Origin of the sequence: Phenylobacterium sp. (assembly GCF_013822795.1) — a bacterium.
Lineage (GTDB): Bacteria > Pseudomonadota > Alphaproteobacteria > Caulobacterales > Caulobacteraceae > Phenylobacterium.
This window is the reverse complement of the sequence record NZ_PNLB01000022.1, coordinates 44507-59098: the sequence shown is the minus strand read 5'-3', so window position 1 is coordinate 59098 and position 14592 is coordinate 44507. Positions and strand designations below refer to the sequence as shown.

The 14592-nt window shown below is 69.1% G+C and carries 16 protein-coding genes; 6 read left to right on the top strand and 10 right to left on the bottom strand.

From position 1 onward, the window contains the following. Nucleotides 1-2 precede the first annotated feature (2 nt). The 4 genes from C0481_RS18415 to petA form a co-directional block, all read right to left on the bottom strand. Entirely contained in the window at nt 3-1772 is a 1770-nt protein-coding gene (locus C0481_RS18415) for a tetratricopeptide repeat protein (RefSeq protein WP_293406533.1), read from the bottom strand. Nucleotides 1773-1902: 130 nt separating this feature from the next. Continuing rightward, nucleotides 1903-2751, bottom strand: coding sequence for a cytochrome c1 (locus tag C0481_RS18410; protein ID WP_293406531.1), 849 nt, complete (start codon nt 2749-2751; stop codon nt 1903-1905). A gap of 7 nt (nt 2752-2758) precedes the next feature. Beyond that, nucleotides 2759-4078, bottom strand: a complete 1320-nt coding sequence (locus C0481_RS18405) for a cytochrome b/b6 (protein WP_293406529.1) — start codon at nt 4076-4078, stop codon at nt 2759-2761. A gap of 5 nt (nt 4079-4083) precedes the next feature. Continuing rightward, a complete protein-coding gene (gene petA, locus C0481_RS18400; RefSeq protein WP_293406527.1) occupies nt 4084-4638 on the bottom strand; it encodes a ubiquinol-cytochrome c reductase iron-sulfur subunit in 555 nt (184 codons plus the stop codon). A 229-nt stretch (nt 4639-4867) separates the two neighbouring features. Here petA and C0481_RS18395 point away from each other — a divergent pair, with 229 nt between their 5' ends. Both C0481_RS18395 and hemF read left to right on the top strand, forming a co-directional pair. Next, on the top strand, nt 4868-5335 hold the full coding sequence (locus C0481_RS18395) for a tRNA (cytidine(34)-2'-O)-methyltransferase (RefSeq protein WP_293406525.1): 468 nt from the start codon (nt 4868-4870) through the stop codon (nt 5333-5335). Between the two features lie 12 nt (nt 5336-5347). Further along, on the top strand, nt 5348-6226 hold the full coding sequence (hemF, locus tag C0481_RS18390) for an oxygen-dependent coproporphyrinogen oxidase (RefSeq protein WP_293406523.1): 879 nt from the start codon (nt 5348-5350) through the stop codon (nt 6224-6226). 230 nt (nt 6227-6456) lie between these two features. On the opposite strand, the gene C0481_RS18385 is transcribed toward hemF, so the two are convergent. The 5 genes from C0481_RS18385 to C0481_RS18365 all read right to left on the bottom strand — a co-directional run bounded on the left by C0481_RS18385 (nt 6457) and on the right by C0481_RS18365 (nt 10029). Then, nucleotides 6457-7155: a type 1 glutamine amidotransferase gene (locus tag C0481_RS18385; RefSeq protein ID WP_293406521.1), complete on the bottom strand. Its 699-nt coding sequence runs from the start codon at nt 7153-7155 to the stop codon at nt 6457-6459. Between the two features lie 151 nt (nt 7156-7306). After that, complete coding sequence (locus tag C0481_RS18380; protein WP_293406621.1) at nt 7307-8521, bottom strand: CCA tRNA nucleotidyltransferase; 1215 nt, start codon at nt 8519-8521, stop codon at nt 7307-7309. A 26-nt stretch (nt 8522-8547) separates the two neighbouring features. After that, nucleotides 8548-8823 carry a DUF6111 family protein gene (locus tag C0481_RS18375; RefSeq protein ID WP_293406519.1) on the bottom strand — a complete coding sequence of 92 codons (276 nt, stop codon included), beginning with the start codon at nt 8821-8823 and terminating at the stop codon, nt 8548-8550. Next, nucleotides 8816-9457 (bottom strand): CoA pyrophosphatase, encoded by a 642-nt coding sequence (locus C0481_RS18370; RefSeq protein ID WP_293406517.1) that lies wholly within the window; start codon nt 9455-9457, stop codon nt 8816-8818. The genes C0481_RS18375 and C0481_RS18370 overlap by 8 nt, the downstream gene beginning before the upstream one ends. Beyond that, nucleotides 9454-10029 carry a DUF1285 domain-containing protein gene (locus C0481_RS18365; protein WP_293406515.1) on the bottom strand — a complete coding sequence of 192 codons (576 nt, stop codon included), beginning with the start codon at nt 10027-10029 and terminating at the stop codon, nt 9454-9456. The genes C0481_RS18370 and C0481_RS18365 overlap by 4 nt, the downstream gene beginning before the upstream one ends. Nucleotides 10030-10157: 128 nt before the next feature. Between C0481_RS18365 and C0481_RS18360 the strand changes: the two genes are divergently transcribed. The 3 genes from C0481_RS18360 to C0481_RS18350 all read left to right on the top strand — a co-directional run bounded on the left by C0481_RS18360 (nt 10158) and on the right by C0481_RS18350 (nt 12596). Beyond that, nucleotides 10158-10553: a DUF1801 domain-containing protein gene (locus C0481_RS18360; RefSeq protein ID WP_293406513.1), complete on the top strand. Its 396-nt coding sequence runs from the start codon at nt 10158-10160 to the stop codon at nt 10551-10553. 14 nt (nt 10554-10567) lie between these two features. Continuing rightward, on the top strand, nt 10568-11599 hold the full coding sequence (locus C0481_RS18355; protein ID WP_293406511.1) for an AraC family transcriptional regulator: 1032 nt from the start codon (nt 10568-10570) through the stop codon (nt 11597-11599). Between the two features lie 82 nt (nt 11600-11681). Then, entirely contained in the window at nt 11682-12596 is a 915-nt protein-coding gene (locus tag C0481_RS18350) for an alpha/beta hydrolase (RefSeq protein ID WP_293406509.1), read from the top strand. Here the strand turns inward: C0481_RS18350 and C0481_RS18345 are convergent. Further along, nucleotides 12586-13071, bottom strand: coding sequence for an N-acetyltransferase (locus C0481_RS18345; protein ID WP_293406507.1), 486 nt, complete (start codon nt 13069-13071; stop codon nt 12586-12588). The genes C0481_RS18350 and C0481_RS18345 overlap by 11 nt on opposite strands. A 248-nt stretch (nt 13072-13319) precedes the next feature. On the opposite strand from C0481_RS18345, the gene C0481_RS18340 reads away from it, so the two are divergent. Further along, nucleotides 13320-14579, top strand: a complete 1260-nt coding sequence (locus tag C0481_RS18340; protein ID WP_293406504.1) for an MFS transporter — start codon at nt 13320-13322, stop codon at nt 14577-14579. The last annotated feature ends 13 nt before the right edge of the window (nt 14580-14592 follow it).

Genomic DNA, 14592 nt, shown 5'->3' with positions numbered 1-14592 from the left:
GCCTAGAGCCGCTCCATCCGCAGCCACTCGGGCCGCCCGGCCCAGGACCGGACGAAGGCCTGCCGCGCGGCCTCGGCCTCGGCCTTGCGGCCCTGCGCCTCTTCACTGCGCGCCAGGCCGTAGAGCGCCCAGCCATTGCGCGGCGTCTGCGCCAGGGCGGCGCGGAACGCCTCGCTGGCCTCGGCCGGCTTGCCCGCGAGGAACAGCGCCGCGCCAAGCGACTGATGGACCGGATAGTACCAGTACGGCGGCTCTGTGTAGGGAATGCGGCCCTCGATGGCGATCGCCTTGCGGTAATGCCCCGCGGCCTCGTCGTAGCGGCCTTCGGCGGTCGTGAAGCGCCCGCGCGCCACCTCCTGCGCCATGTTCACCAGGTCGACCGCCGGCACCAACTGAGCGGTCAGGTCGGCGAAGGCGTCGGCCTTGACCAGGGCGTCCATCGCCGCGATCTCGGCGTCGAAGCCGGCCTTGTCGCGCTGCTGGGCGTAGGCGACCGCGCGCGCGTAGTGATGCATCGCGCTCGCATAGGGCAGGCGCGCGTCGGGCGCCGGCATGGCCAGGATCGCCTCGGGGGCGGCGAACTGGGCCATCGCCTGGTAGGGCGCCGCGTCGATGACCTGGATCCAGCCGATCTTCGCCGAGGTCTCGGCGTCCATCAGCACGCGCAGGCGTTCGGCCTCGCGGACCACCGCATCCATGTCGCCCGCCATCTGCGCCGAGGTGACGATGAAGTGGACGTTGTGCGGATAGTAGCCGTAGCGCACCAAGCTGTGGTCGCCGGCGCTACGGATATAGGCCTCGTCGGCCCGGGCCGCGGCGACGTTCACCCGCATCGAATCCGCGTAGCGCCCGCGCACTTGGTAGATGTGCGAGGGCATGTGCACGAGATGCCCGGCGCTGGGTGCGGTCGGCGCGCCCAGCCGATCCGCCGCCGCTTCCGCGCGCTTAGCGTCGGCCGCCTCCAGCAGGTGAATATAGAGATGCCCGGCCTGCACATGGGCCGGATTGCGGGCGATCACCGTCTCGACCAGCCGCACAGCCTCGCCGCTACGGCCAACCGGCGTCTTCTTGTCGGGCTCCCAGTAGTTCCAGGGCGTGGTGTCCATCACCGCCTCGGCGGCCAGCACCGCCACGTCGTCGTCGGCCGGGAAGCGCCGGGCCGTCTCCAGCATGGCGTCGGCATAGGCGCCGTCCAGCGCCGCCCGGTCGGCCTTCGGATCGCGCGAATAGCGCTTGGCCACCGCCTCGATCAGCGCCCTTTCCATCGGCGAGGCGCGCTCGCGCAGGGTCATGGCCTTGTCCATGGCCGCGAGCGCGGCGTCGCGGTCGCGATCATCCATCGGCGCGTTGATGTTGGGGCCCAACGCGACCGCCTCGCCCCACCAGCACATCGCGCAGGACGGATCCAGCCGCTGGGCCTCGCGGAACGAGCGCACCGCGCCGGCGTGGTTGAAGCCGTAGGTCAGCAGCAGCCCCTGGCTGAAATAGCGCTTGGCCTGCGGATCGGTGGTGGTGACCGGAAACGGCGACGTGGTCAGGTCGTCATAGAGCGGAATCGGCCCCGCTTGGCTGGCCGGCGCGGCGAGCGCCCGGGCCAGCAAGAGGTTGCGCGCCAGCATGCCGCCGCTCTTGGGACTGCCGCAGATCGACGAGGCGAGCGCGGTCGGATCGAGCGCCGCCAAGACCTGGGGCGAGATGCTCGGCTCGAAGGACAGACTCGTGAGCGACAGCCCCAACCCGGCGAGCGCCGCAGTCTTGAACCCGGTACCCATCGCGGCCCTCCGCCAGCCATTTGGGGTATCGTTGGTTTTCGAGGGCGGCAAAGTCAAGCAAGGGCGCGGGCCACGAAAAAAGGCCCCGGATCGCTCCGGGGCCTTTCCAATTCGTCGGAAGCGCTCCGCCCTAGTGGGCGACGTTCTTCCAGATCTTGCGGTAGCTGGCGTACAGCAGGCCCGCGAAGATGAAGAGGTAGATCATCGCGGCCATGCCGAAGGCCTTGCGCTCTTCCATCTTGGGCTCGGAAGCCCAGGCGATGAAGGCCGCAACGTCCTTGGCCTGCTGGTCCAGCGTCGACTTGGTGCCGTCGTCGAACGTCACCTGGCCGGCCGCCAGCGGCGGGGCCATGGCGATGAAGCCGCCGGGCGGAACCTTGTCGTGCGGGCCCGACCACGCGGCCGACACGTCGCCGTTCATGTACGGGTTGTAGTGCTGGCCGACGCCGACCTTCAGACCCGCGGGCGGGTTCTTGTAGCCGGTGAGCAGCGAGTAGATGTACTGCGGCCCGTGGTGACGAGCCTTGGCCATCACCGACAGGTCCGGCGGCAGGGCGCCGCCGTTCGAGGCCCGCGCCGCCGCTTCGTTCGGGAAGGGCGACGGGAACTTGTCGGCCGAGGTGCCCGGACGCTCGATCACATCACCCGTTTCCGAGTCGATGTCCTTGATCTGATAGTCCTTGGCGATCGACTTCACATACGGGTTGTCGTTCGGGTTCTTGTACTTCGCGTCGTAGAACGGCCCGCCCTTTTGGCCGAGGTTCCGGAAGTACATCAGGTTCATCGAGTGGCAGGCCGAGCAGACCTCCCGATAGACCTTGTAACCACGTTGCAGCTCAGCCTGGTCGAACTTGCCGAACGGACCTTCGAAGCTGAATTCGACGTGCTTGGGCGGCAGGGCGCCGCCAGCGGCCTGAGCCGCCGGGGCCGCGAGAATGGCCAAGCCAAGCGCCGCGAGCGCGATACCTTTACGCAGCATCTGAGGCTTAACCCCTCTTTTCAGGCGAAGCCGCGGCGCCGGCCGGCGCGTTGGCGGGATGCGAAAGCACAGGTTCGCTGATCGATTCCGGCAGCGGCAGCGGAGTCTCGGTGAGACCCAGAACCGGCAGAACGACCAGGAAGTAAGCGAAGTAGTAGAGGGTCGCGACCCGCGACAGCCACACCATCGAGTTCAGGTCGGCGTCGCCCAGCTTGAAGGTCGACAGACCCGGGATCACGTGGTTGTCCGGCAGCTGACCACCGCAGTAGCCGAGCACCAGGCAGGCCAGCAGGAAGATGAAGAAGTACAGCTTCGCCGTCGGCCGGTAGCGCATCGAGCGCACCTTAGAGGTGTCGAGCCAGGGCAGGACGAACAGCACCGCGATGGCGCCGAACATCAGGATCACGCCGCCCAGCTTGTCGGGAACCGCGCGCAGGATCGCGTAGAACGGCAGGAAGTACCATTCGGGAACGATGTGCGCCGGGGTCACCAGCGGGTTGCCGGGGATGTAGTTGTCGGCGTGGCCAAGCGCGTTCGGGTTGTAGAACACGAAGGTCGCGAACAGGATCAGGAACACCACGATCGCGAAGCCGTCCTTCACCGTGTAGTACGGATGGAAGGGAACGGTGTCTTCCTTCGACTTCACGTTCACGCCGGTCGGGTTGTTGTTGCCCGGGACGTGCAGCGCCCAGATGTGCAGGCCAACGACGCCCGCGATCATGAACGGCAGCAGGAAGTGCAGCGAGAAGAAGCGGTTCAGGGTCGGGTTGTCGACCGCGAAGCCGCCCCACAGCCAGGTGGTGATCGCTTCGCCCACGACCGGCAGCGCGCCGAACAGGTTGGTGATCACGACGGCGCCGTGGAAGGACATCTGACCCCAGGGCAGCACGTAGCCCATGAAGGCGGTGGCCATCATCAGCAGGTAGATCACGCAGCCCAGGATCCACAGCACTTCGCGCGGAGCCTTGTACGAGCCGTAGTACAGCCCGCGGAACATGTGGATGTAGACCGCGATGAAGAACATCGAGGCGCCGTTGGCGTGCATGTAGCGGATCAGCCAGCCGTAGTTGACGTCACGCATGATGCGTTCGACCGAGGCGAAGGCGTGGTCGACGTGCGGCACGTAGTGCATGGCCAGCACGATGCCGGTGACCAGCTGGATGCCGAGGCAGACCGCCAGGATGCCGCCGAAGGTCCACCAGTAGTTCAGGTTCTTCGGGGTCGGGAAGTCGATCATCGAGTCGTACGCCAGGCGCACGACAGGCAGACGGGTGTCGAGCCAACGCTCGATGCCGGTCTTCGGTTCGTAATTGGAATGTCCGCTCATCTGGGTCAGCCCACCTTGACCTTGGTGTCGGAAAGGAAGGTGTAGTCGGGCACCGCCAGGTTCTTCGGCGCCGGACCCTTACGGATGCGGCCCGACACGTCGTAGTGCGAACCGTGGCAGGGGCAGAACCAGCCGCCGTAGTCGCCGCCGCCGAACGTCGGCACGCAGCCGAGGTGCGTGCAGGTGCCGACCAGCACGAGCCATTGGGCCTTGCCCGGCTTGTGACGGTCTTCGTCCTTCTGCGGATCGGGCATGCTCGCGCTGTCATCCCCAATGGCCTTGGCGATCTCCGCGCCAGTCCGATTGCGGATGAACAGCGGCTTGCCGCGCCACTTGATCGTGACCTGCTGGCCTTCCTCGACCTTGGTCAGGTCGAATTCGACCGACGCCAGCGCCAGCGTATCGCCGGACGGGTTCATCTGGTCGATGAACGGCCAGGCGAGGCCCGCGACAGCGCCGCCGGCCGCGACCGCCGCCGCAATATGAATAAAATCACGCCGGTTCGGGTCGTCGCCCGCGGCATGCGTATCGGGATTTGCGCCCGCGACGGTGTCGGCCACCTTAAAGCTACCCTTCGTTTGGGGCCGCGCGACCGCGGCCCGTCAGATCCCTACGGATAATTCCGGAGTGATCCAGCCTTCGACCCCTGCCAGCGGTTCTGGTAAGGGCCACCGGAACTGAACGCTGGCGCCGGGCAAACCCGCGGAAGACGGTCGGATTGCATCTCGCACCCCGCCCTTCCGTGATTCGCCCCTGGCCCCGGCTAATCCCGTGGCTGGACCGCTTAGAATGCTGCTCGCGCTTTTTCAACCGGACATTCCGCAAAACCTTGGCGCGGCCCTTCGCCTCGGCGCCTGTATGGGGGTGCCCGTACACGTCATCGAGCCTTGTGGTTTCCCGCTTTCCGACAAGGCGATCCGCCGTGCGGCCATGGATTACGGCGAACCGGCCGACGTCGTGCGCCATGCCGGCTGGAGCGATTTTCAGGCCGCCAAGGGGGCAGCTCGCATAGTGCTGTTCTCTACTAAGGCCGCGCAGCCATTGCATGATTTCGCATTTCGGCCTGACGACATCCTACTGTTCGGCCGCGAAAGCCTGGGTGTCCCGGACGACGTTCACGACTCCGCCGACGCCCGCGTCTTCATCCCGCTCACGCCTGGCCGGCGCTCGCTCAACGTCACCGTCTCGGCCGCCATCGGCCTTTCCGAGGCGTTGCGCCAGACCGGTCAATTTCCTACTCCCGCCCAAATTTCCTAACTGCGGTACGCGATGACCAACATTTCTCCCGAGATCGAAGCCCGGCGTAATCGCGCCAAGGAATGGTTCGAAAGTCTGCAGACCCGGATCTTCGCCGAGCTCGAGCGCCTGGAAGACGAGGCTCCGGCCGATCTCTATCCGGGCGAGCCCGGCCAGTTCGAGGCCCGCCCCTGGACCCGCGAGGCCGGCGTCGGTGGCGGCATCGGCGGCCACCTGAAGGGCCGGCTGTTCGAAAAGGCCGGCGTGCACACCTCCGCAGCCCTGGCGCGTTTCTCGCCCGAGATGGCCGCCCAGATGCCCGGGGCCGACAAGGACCCGACCTACGTCTCGGCCAGCATCAGCCTGATCGTACACCCGCGCTCGCCGCGCGTGCCGACCGTACACATGAACACCCGCTTCCTGTCGACGGCCGAGAGCTGGTTCGGCGGCGGCGCCGATCTGACTCCGATGCTCGACGTTCAGCGCAGCCAGGAAGCCGACGACGCCAAGCTGTTCCACGCGGCCATGAAGGACGCCTGCGATCCCTACGATCCGGAGTGGTACGGCAAGTACAAGGCCTGGTGCGACGAGTACTTCTTCCTGCCCCACCGCAACGAGACGCGGGGCGTCGGCGGCATCTTCTACGACCGCCACAACAGCGGCGACTTCGAGAAGGATTTCGCCTTCACCCGCGCGGTCGGCGAGGCGTTCCTCGACGTCTATCCGAAGATCGTCCGCCACCGCATGGACGAGCCCTGGACCGAGGCCGACCGCCAGGAACAGCTGGTCCGCCGCGGCCGCTACGTCGAGTTCAACCTGCTCTACGACCGCGGCACGATGTTCGGCCTCAAGGCCGGCGGCAACATCGACACCATCCTGTCCTCGATGCCGCCGATGGTGGCCTGGGTCTAGGGGACAGGCGGCCCTTTCCCCTCCCGCCCGGAAGGGGAGATGTCAGGCGCCGAAAATTTCCCCTCTCCCCTTCCAAGGGGAGAGGTCGGGTGAGGGGTTAGCGCCGCCCAGCGGCGCCCTTCGGCCTCGGTGAAAGCGGAAACGCCCGCGCCCCCTCACCCTACCCTCTCCCCCGCGGGGGAGAGGGAGATGTCGAGCGCGCCAACGCCGCCCCGCGGCGTCCGCAGGCCCTAAGCCGTCTCGATGAACCGCTGCAGCCAGGCGCCGACCCGCACGCGGTCGTCGGGCTGCTCATAGCTCATCACCGCACGGTCGGCCTCTTCCACGCTCAGCCGCGTCCCGCGCCGCGTCTCGATCAGCGCCTTGGCGTAGTCAGGCTCGAATTCGGGATGCAGCTGCAGCGAGATCGCCCGGTCAGCGCCGTAGTCCAGCATGCCGACCGGGCAGAAGTCGTTGCCGCCGATGACCTTGGCGCCGGGCGGCGCCTCGACGACCTGGTCCTGGTGCGAACCGGGCACGGCGATCGGCTCCGGGCTGTCCATCCAGCCGCGCGCCGCCCCCATCCGATAGCGCTGTAGCCCCAGCCCCCAGCCGTTCGGCGACTTGATCACCTTGCCGCCGAACGCCTGGGCCATGATCTGGTGGCCGAAGCAGATCCCGACCAGCGGCGCTTGGCCCTTGGCGGCGCGCAGGAAGTCCTCCAGCGGCGCGATCCAGGGTTCGGGGTCGTACGCGCCCGCCGACGAGCCGGTGACCAGCCAGGCCCCGCACTCGGCCACGCCCGCCGGCATCTCGCCCGCCGCCACGTCGTAGACGGCGTAGTCATAGGCGCTTTCGCCGAACAGCCGCCGGAACATCGACGGATAGCTGCCGTACCGCCCGCGGATCTCCTCCGGCGGCGCGCCGGTCTCCAGGATGCCGAGTTTCATCGGGCCAAGGTCTCCACTTCTCAATTCCTCCCCCACCGGGGGAGGTGGATCGATGCGCAGCATCGAGACGGAGGGGGCTTGCTGCCGGAGTCGCAGTCCCCCTCACCGGGTCTCCGGCCCGGAGCTCCCCCAGCGGGGGAGCAATTGGGATCTAGTACGCCATGCCCTGAGCCACGGCCTTCAGCTTCTCGATGGCCGAGAACTTGTCGTCGATGAAGTCGTGGTCGATCCACCAGTCCTCGACCTCGCGCAGCACCTGGCCGACCATCGGCCCCTTGGGCACGCCCGACTTGAGCACGTCCTCGCCGGTCAGCGGGAACGGCGGCGGGGTCCAGCTCTCGGCCAAGGCCAACAGGCCGCGCCACTGGTGCGTGGCGGCCGAGCGCTCCGAGTGCGACCAGGCCAGCTTGATGCGGTCGCTGAAGGCCTGCACGCCGATCTTGTAGACCGCCCGCCGGCTCTCGCGCGGGCTCATCCACGAGGTGATGCGGGGGGTCTTGCCCATCGCCGCTATCAGCCGATCACGCTGCTCGTTGGAGAGCCTCAAGGCTTCGGCCGCCTTGCCGACCCCGACCTCGTTGTCCGGCAACAGCGTCGCCAGCCGCAGCAGCGGGTCGCAACTGAACAGCTGCTCGGTCTCGATCTCGACCAACTGGTTGAAGCCGGCGAGGTCCGTAGCGCTCGGCAGCAGCTGGGTCAGCACGCCGGTCTGGGCCATCAGCGCCATCGCCGGGCGCGGATCGTAGGCGGCCAGCAGCTTCAGCAGCTCCTTGGCCACCCGCTCGGCGGCCAGATTGCCCATCAACTCACGTCCCGCCTCGCAGGCGGCCAGCGCCGCGCCGTCCGGCTCGCCCTTGCCGTACCAGGCCAGGAACCGGAAGTAGCGCAGGATGCGCAAGCTATCCTCGGCGATGCGGGTGGCCGCCTCGCCCACGAACACCAGCCGCCCGGCCTGGGCGTCGGCCACCCCCGTCCCGGTCGGGTCGGTCAGGTTTCCCAGCCGGTCGGCATAGACCGCGTTCATCGTGAAGTCGCGGCGCTGGGCGTCCTCAGCCCAGTCCTTCGTGAAGGCCACCACCGCCCGGCGCCCGTCGGTCTCGACGTCGCGGCGCAGGGTCGTCACCTCGAAGGGCTGGCCGCCGACGATCGCCGTCACAGTGCCGTGGTCGACGCCGGTCGGCGCCACCTTGATGCCGGCGCTCCGCAGCGCCTTGGTCGCCTCGTCAGGGGTAAGGGTGCAGGCGATGTCGACGTCGTCCACCGGCGCGCCCAACAGCGCGTTGCGCACCGCCCCGCCGACGAACCGCGCGCAGCCCTCGCCTCCGGCGGCCTCCAGCGCCTCCATCACCGGCGCGGCGGGCTTCATCCAGGGCTTTTCGCCGATGCTCTGCGTCACTGTGCGGGCGCCTTCTTCTCGAAATGTCCCGGCGCCACGTGTCCGCCGGCCTCCACTTCCGCAGGAACATAGGTCTCCCCGCGGTTGTCGCCATGGAAAAGGCCGGTCGCCAGCAGCGAAATCGCCAGCAGCACCCCGGCGATCGCCACCAGCCAGGTCCAGGGCGTCGAGCCCATCGGCCGCCCCGTGCGCAGCGCCACCTCGCGCCAGACGAACCAGATGACGAACGGCGCCGCCATCAGCAGCAGCCGCGGGGCGAGCTCCCTAAGCAACCGCCGCCCCATAGAGCCGGTCATAGAGCGCCCGCAGCATCCCGGCCGTCGCGCCCCAGATGAAGCGGTCCTCGTGGGTCATGGCGTAGAAACGGCGCAGCTGCCCGTCAGGTCCCTGGCGCTCATGTCGTTCGTGGTTGGCCGGGTCCATCAGGAACCCGAACGGCGTCTCGAAGATATCGGCGACCTCGGCCGGATTGGGGGTCAGCGAGAACCCCGGCTGGATGAACCCCACGACCGGCGTCACCAGGAACCCGGTGCCGGTCCGGTAGGGCGAGGAGAGCCCGGCCAGCGTCACATAGTCCGGCGCCAGCCCGACTTCCTCGTGCGCCTCACGCAGGGCCGTGACCGGGCTGGTCTCGCCCGGGTCGCGGCGGCCGCCCGGCAACGCGATCTGACCGGTGTGGCTGCGCAGGGTGTCGGCCCGCCGGGTGAGCAGCACCGAATAGCCGTAGGGCCGCTCGATCAGCCCGACCAGCACCGCCGCCGGCTTCAGGTTCACCGGCTCGTTCGGAAAGGCGTTGGGGCCCAGGTCGAAATCCGAAGCCGTCGCGCTCGGCGGTTCAGCATCCAGCGGATCGAGGTGCCCGGAAATCCACTCGCGCAGCTCGGCCGGTTTGGCGCTCGGGCTCACAGTTGGTGGGCCCCAGCCGGGCCGACCGGGAACCAGGCGCCGTTCGATTCGACCCCCAGGCGCGGTCCGTCGGGCGTGTCGCGCTCCTGCGCCAGCTCGACCAGCTCGTAGAACACCGGCCGGGCGATCAGCGCCTCCAGCCCGCGCCGCACGTGCAGATACGGTCGCGGCTCGCCGGTGGCGGGGTCCATCTCGACCCGGATCTCGTTCTCCGGCCCGGCGACCACCTCGTCGCCGACATTGGTCAGGAACTTCAGCCCCTCGCCCTCGCGGTCCACCCGCGTGGCGATGAACGGCGCGTCCTCGACGGTGATCTTCATCTTCTCCACCGGGGTCACCAGGTGGAAGCCGTCCGGATCCTTGCGCAGCACGGTCGAGAACAGCCGCACCAGCGCCTCGCGCCCGATCGGCGATCCCTCGTGGAACCAGGTCCCGTCCTTGCGGATCACGATGTCGATCTCGCCGCAGTGGGCGGGGTGCCACAGGTGCACCGGCGGCAATCCGCGTCCAGGCGCCTGCTTGGCCGCCGCGATCACGCCCTCGAGGCCGGGCTTGGTTGTCGTCTCTCCCATGCAGCAAAGGTAAGGACCCGCGCGCGTCGCCTCAACGTCCTTCTTCCACAAGCTGCGGGGATCGCACGGCTCGACATCGACGGGCCGTTCGCCGCAAGGTGGCGCCCGCCGCCGAAGGACACGCCAGCATGACGCCGCCCGAATCCGCCTCAGCCGAGATCGACGCCCGCATCGCCGCGCTCGGCGACTGGCGCGGAGAGACCCTCGCCCACGTCCGCAGCCTGATCCATCAGGCCGTCCCGGAAGTGGTTGAGGAGGTGAAGTGGCGCGGCACGCCGGTCTGGTCCCACGACGGCATCATCTGCACCGGCGAGACCTACAAGGCCTACGTCAAGCTGACCTTCGCCAAGGGCGCGGCCCTCGACGACCCGGCCGGCCTGTTCAACTCCAGCCTTGAGGGCAATACCCGCCGCGCCATCGACATCCCGCAAGGCGCAGCCCTCGACGAGACGGCTTTCAAGGCCCTGATCGCCGCCGCCGCGGCGCACAACAGCGCCTCGAAGAAGAAGCCCAGGAAGGGCTGACAGCTCAGGCGCCCATGGCCGATCTCGACATCGCGCTGCGCGGCGCCGTCACGGTTCTCGCCGTCCTGGTTACGGCGCTGGTGCTGCGCGACCATCACGGGCGAGCAAGCGCCCGGCTGGCGGCGGTTTTCGCGCTGGGTGTCGCAGCGCACGCCTGGTGCGCCGCGCCGGGCCTGGCGGCGACCACCGGTTGGCTTCACGCCGCCTTGCTGGCGCTCAGCGCCGGCAACGCCGTCGTGGGCTGGCTCCTCGCGGCCTCGCTGTTTCGGACGTCATTCCGCCTTCGACCCTGGCATGGCGCGGCGTGGACCGCGATCGCCGCCCTCGGCTTCGCCGCGGCCGCCCCCGGACTCGACGCAGAGTGGACCAACCGCCTGCGCCTGGCGGTCAGCGCAGCGGTTCTGCTGGTCTCGGCCGGCGCCCTCACCGAAGTGTTCGCCAGCTGGCGCGACGACCTGGTCGACGCCCGGCTGCGCCTTCGCCTGATCGTCGTCGTCAGCCTCGCGGCCGCCACCATGCTCAACGCCGGGCTGTTCGCGGTGCACGGGCCTTCGCCCCGCGCCGACTTGGCGAGCGTCGCGGCGATCTCCGCCGTCCTGGCGGGCCTGGGGGCGGTGTCCTGGGGCCTGCTGAACCTTCAGGCCCGCGATCTCTTCGATCGACGGTACAGCCCGGACCGCCCCGCCCGCAGTCCGCCGCCCGAACAGGCCGAACGTCTCGCGAAGCTGATGACGGAAGAGCGCGTCTATCGCGAAGACCTCACCATCGGCAGCCTCGCCGCGCGTCTGGGCATGGCCGAACACCAGTTGCGCCGCCTGATCAACGACGGTCTCGGGCACCGCAACTTCTCGGCCTTCGTGAACGGCTATCGGCTCGCCGAGGCGCAGCAGGCGCTCGCCGATCCCACCCAGGTCGAGGTCTCGATCCTGACGATCGCGCTCGATACCGGCTTCTCCTCGATCGGCCCGTTCAATCGCGCCTTCAAGGCGCAGACCGGCGTCACGCCCAGCGCCTATCGCCGAGCGGCCCTGCCCCGCCCCAAATAGCGACTGGCCGATTTCGAAATCGGCCAGACCGGCCGCCCAGCCGCGCGCAGACCTCCCGAACGACCCGTTCGAAGAGGCCCCCATGTCCCCGAAGTTCCCCTTCCGCACCCTGCTGTGCGGCCTGCTCGCCCTGGCGCTCACGCCCCTTGCGGCGCTGGCCGCGCCCCCGGCGCTCGATCCGACCGGCGCGCCGCGCCTGTCGCGCTTCCAGGCGCGCGACGGCGCAGCCCTTGCCTACCGCGCCTATCCAGGCGGCCGCCGGGTCGCGATCCTGCTGCACGGATCGGCGGGACAGTCGCTGACCATGAACCCGCTCGCCAAGTCGCTGAACGCGGCGGGCGCCAGCGTCTACGCGCTCGACGTCCGCGGCCACGGCGCATCAGGCCCCAAGGGCGACATCGCCTATGTCGGCCAACTCGACGACGACCTGGCCGACTTCGCCGCCGTGGTCCGGCGCGAGCATCCGGGCGCCGACATCACCCTCGTCGGCTTCTCCGCCGGCGGGGCTTTCGCCCTGCGCACCGCGGGCGGGGCCGATCAGGATCTGTTCGACCGGTACATGCCGCTCGCCCCGGCGATTCCGTTCCCCTCGAAGATCGCACGCCGCGGCGGCGGCTGGGCGCAGATCGACCTCGCCCGCATCGTCGTCATCATGGGCCTCAACCGTCTTGGCCTGCACGGTTGGGACGGGGCCGAAGTGGCGCGCTTCGCCGTGCCGCCTCAGGTCGCAAGCCTGATGACGCCCGCCTACTCCTATCGCCTGGCGATGAACTATGGGGTCCGCGACCACCGCTCGGCGCTACGCGACGCCGATCGGCCCATCCTCGTTCTGGCCGGATCGCAGGATCAGCAGTTCCATGCCGACCGCTACGCGCCGGAGTTCCAGGCCGCCAATCCGAAGGTCCGCGTGCAGCTGGTCCCTGGCCTCGACCATGTCGGCCTGGTGACCCAGCCGGCCGGGCTGGCGGCGATCACCGCCGCCTTCCTCAGGCCGTGACCGGCCCGTCCAGCAGGTCGACGCCGCGCGCCAGCACCCGGCGCTGATTCACCGGCCCCGGCATCCGCACGCCCTTGCACGGCGCGGCCGAGAACCCGAAGCGGCTGAAATAGGGCTCGTCGCCGACCAGCAGCACCGGATAGCCGGCGGCCTGGGCGGCGGCGCAGGCGCGCTGCACCATCTCGCCGCCGACGCCGAACTTGCGGCCTTCGGCGCGCACCGCCAGCGGTCCCAGGAAGATCGCGGGCGTTGCGCCCACATGCACCTTCCACATCCGCACCACCCCGACCAGGCGGCCGCCGTCCCACGCGCAGAACGACATCTCGGGGCGGAATTCGGCGAACTCGCGCACGCGCTCGGACGACTTCACGAAGCGGCCCGGCCCGAAGGCATGGTCCAGCAGCGCCTCGATGGCGTCGGCGTCGGCGGGTTGTTCTTGGGTGTAGGAAAGGGCCTGGTCGGCGGGATCGATCATGAACGTCTTTGCGATGCGGGAGGCGACGGGGTCCGCCGCCATACGCGCAACGGCGCCGGCGAGCGGGGCTCTAGCTGGCGCGGCGGGCGCGCCCGGTTCGTCGCTGGCGTCGCATGGACGTGTTCCAGATCGTTCACAGGAAGCGCGGCGCATAAGGCCATGACGGGCCCGCGTCAATCGCGCGTTGCGGCGCAGGACGTCGCGGTCCAAGTTGCGCGGCCTTTGCAGTCCCCGAGTGCCGAGCTCGCATGTCCGACCAGACCGAAGCTTCCGACCAGCCGACCACCGCCCGCGAGCTCCTCGCCCACCGCGACTACATGCTGTTCTGGTCGACGCGCGTCGCATCGACCCTCGGCGTGCAGATCCAGAGCGTGGCGCTCGGCTGGCAGGTCTACGCCGTCGCCCGCCAGACCCACAGCGTCGCCCAGTCGGCCTTCTATGTCGGCATGATCGGGCTGGTGACCTTCATCCCGGTGCTGCTGCTGGCGCTGTGGGCCGGCGAGGCCGCCGACCGCTACGACCGCAAGCGCATCCTCCAGCTCTGCTACGCCGGCGAGATCGCCTCGGTGCTGATCTTGCTCTCGGCCAGCCTGTTCGGCTTCGCCACCATTCCGCTGCTGCTCGGCGTCGCCGTGCTGTTCGGGATCAGCCGCGCCTTCATGGGTCCGGCCGGCACCGCCATGGGGCCGATGCTGGTGCCGCGCAGCCTGCTGCCGCGCGCCATCGCCTGGAATTCGCTGGCCTGGCAGGGCGGCTCGATCATCGGCCCGGCGCTCGGCGGAGCCCTGGTCTCGATCTCGCCGGCCGTCGCCTACGGCACGACCAGCGGCCTCTACCTGATCGCGGTGCTGACGGTGTCGATGATCGCCATGAACACGAAGCCCGAGACCCAGGCCGGCTCGCGCTGGACCCTGATTAAGGAAGGGCTCGGCTACGTCTGGCACAACAAGATCGTCTTCGGGGCGATCTCGCTCGACCTGTTCGCCGTGCTGCTCGGCGGGGCCACCGCCCTGCTGCCGGTCTACGCCCGCGACATCCTGCACGTCGGGGCCGAGGGCTTCGGGATGCTGCGCGCCGGCCCGGCGATCGGCGCCACCCTGGTGGCGATGTGGCTGGCGGCCAATCCGATCCGCAGCAACGCCGGCCCGATCATGTTCGTCGGCGTCGCCATCTTCGCGCTCGCCACCATCGTCTTTGGCCTGTCGCAGACCTTCTGGCTGTCGGTGGTGGCCTTGGCCGTGCTCGGCGGGGCCGACATGCTCAGCGTCTATGTCCGCCAGACCCTGGTGCAAATCGTCACGCCCGACCAGATGCGCGGCCGCGTCGCCGCCGTTTCCTCGCTGTTCATCGGCGCGTCGAACGAGCTGGGCGAGTTCCGCACCGGCGTCGCGGCCCGCTTCATGGGCGCGGTCGCGGCCGCGGTCTCCGGGGGCGTCGCCGCGTTGATCGTCACCGGCCTCTGGGCCAAACTGTTTCCCGCCTTGCGCAAGGCCGACAGGCTCGAATAACAACGACGCTATT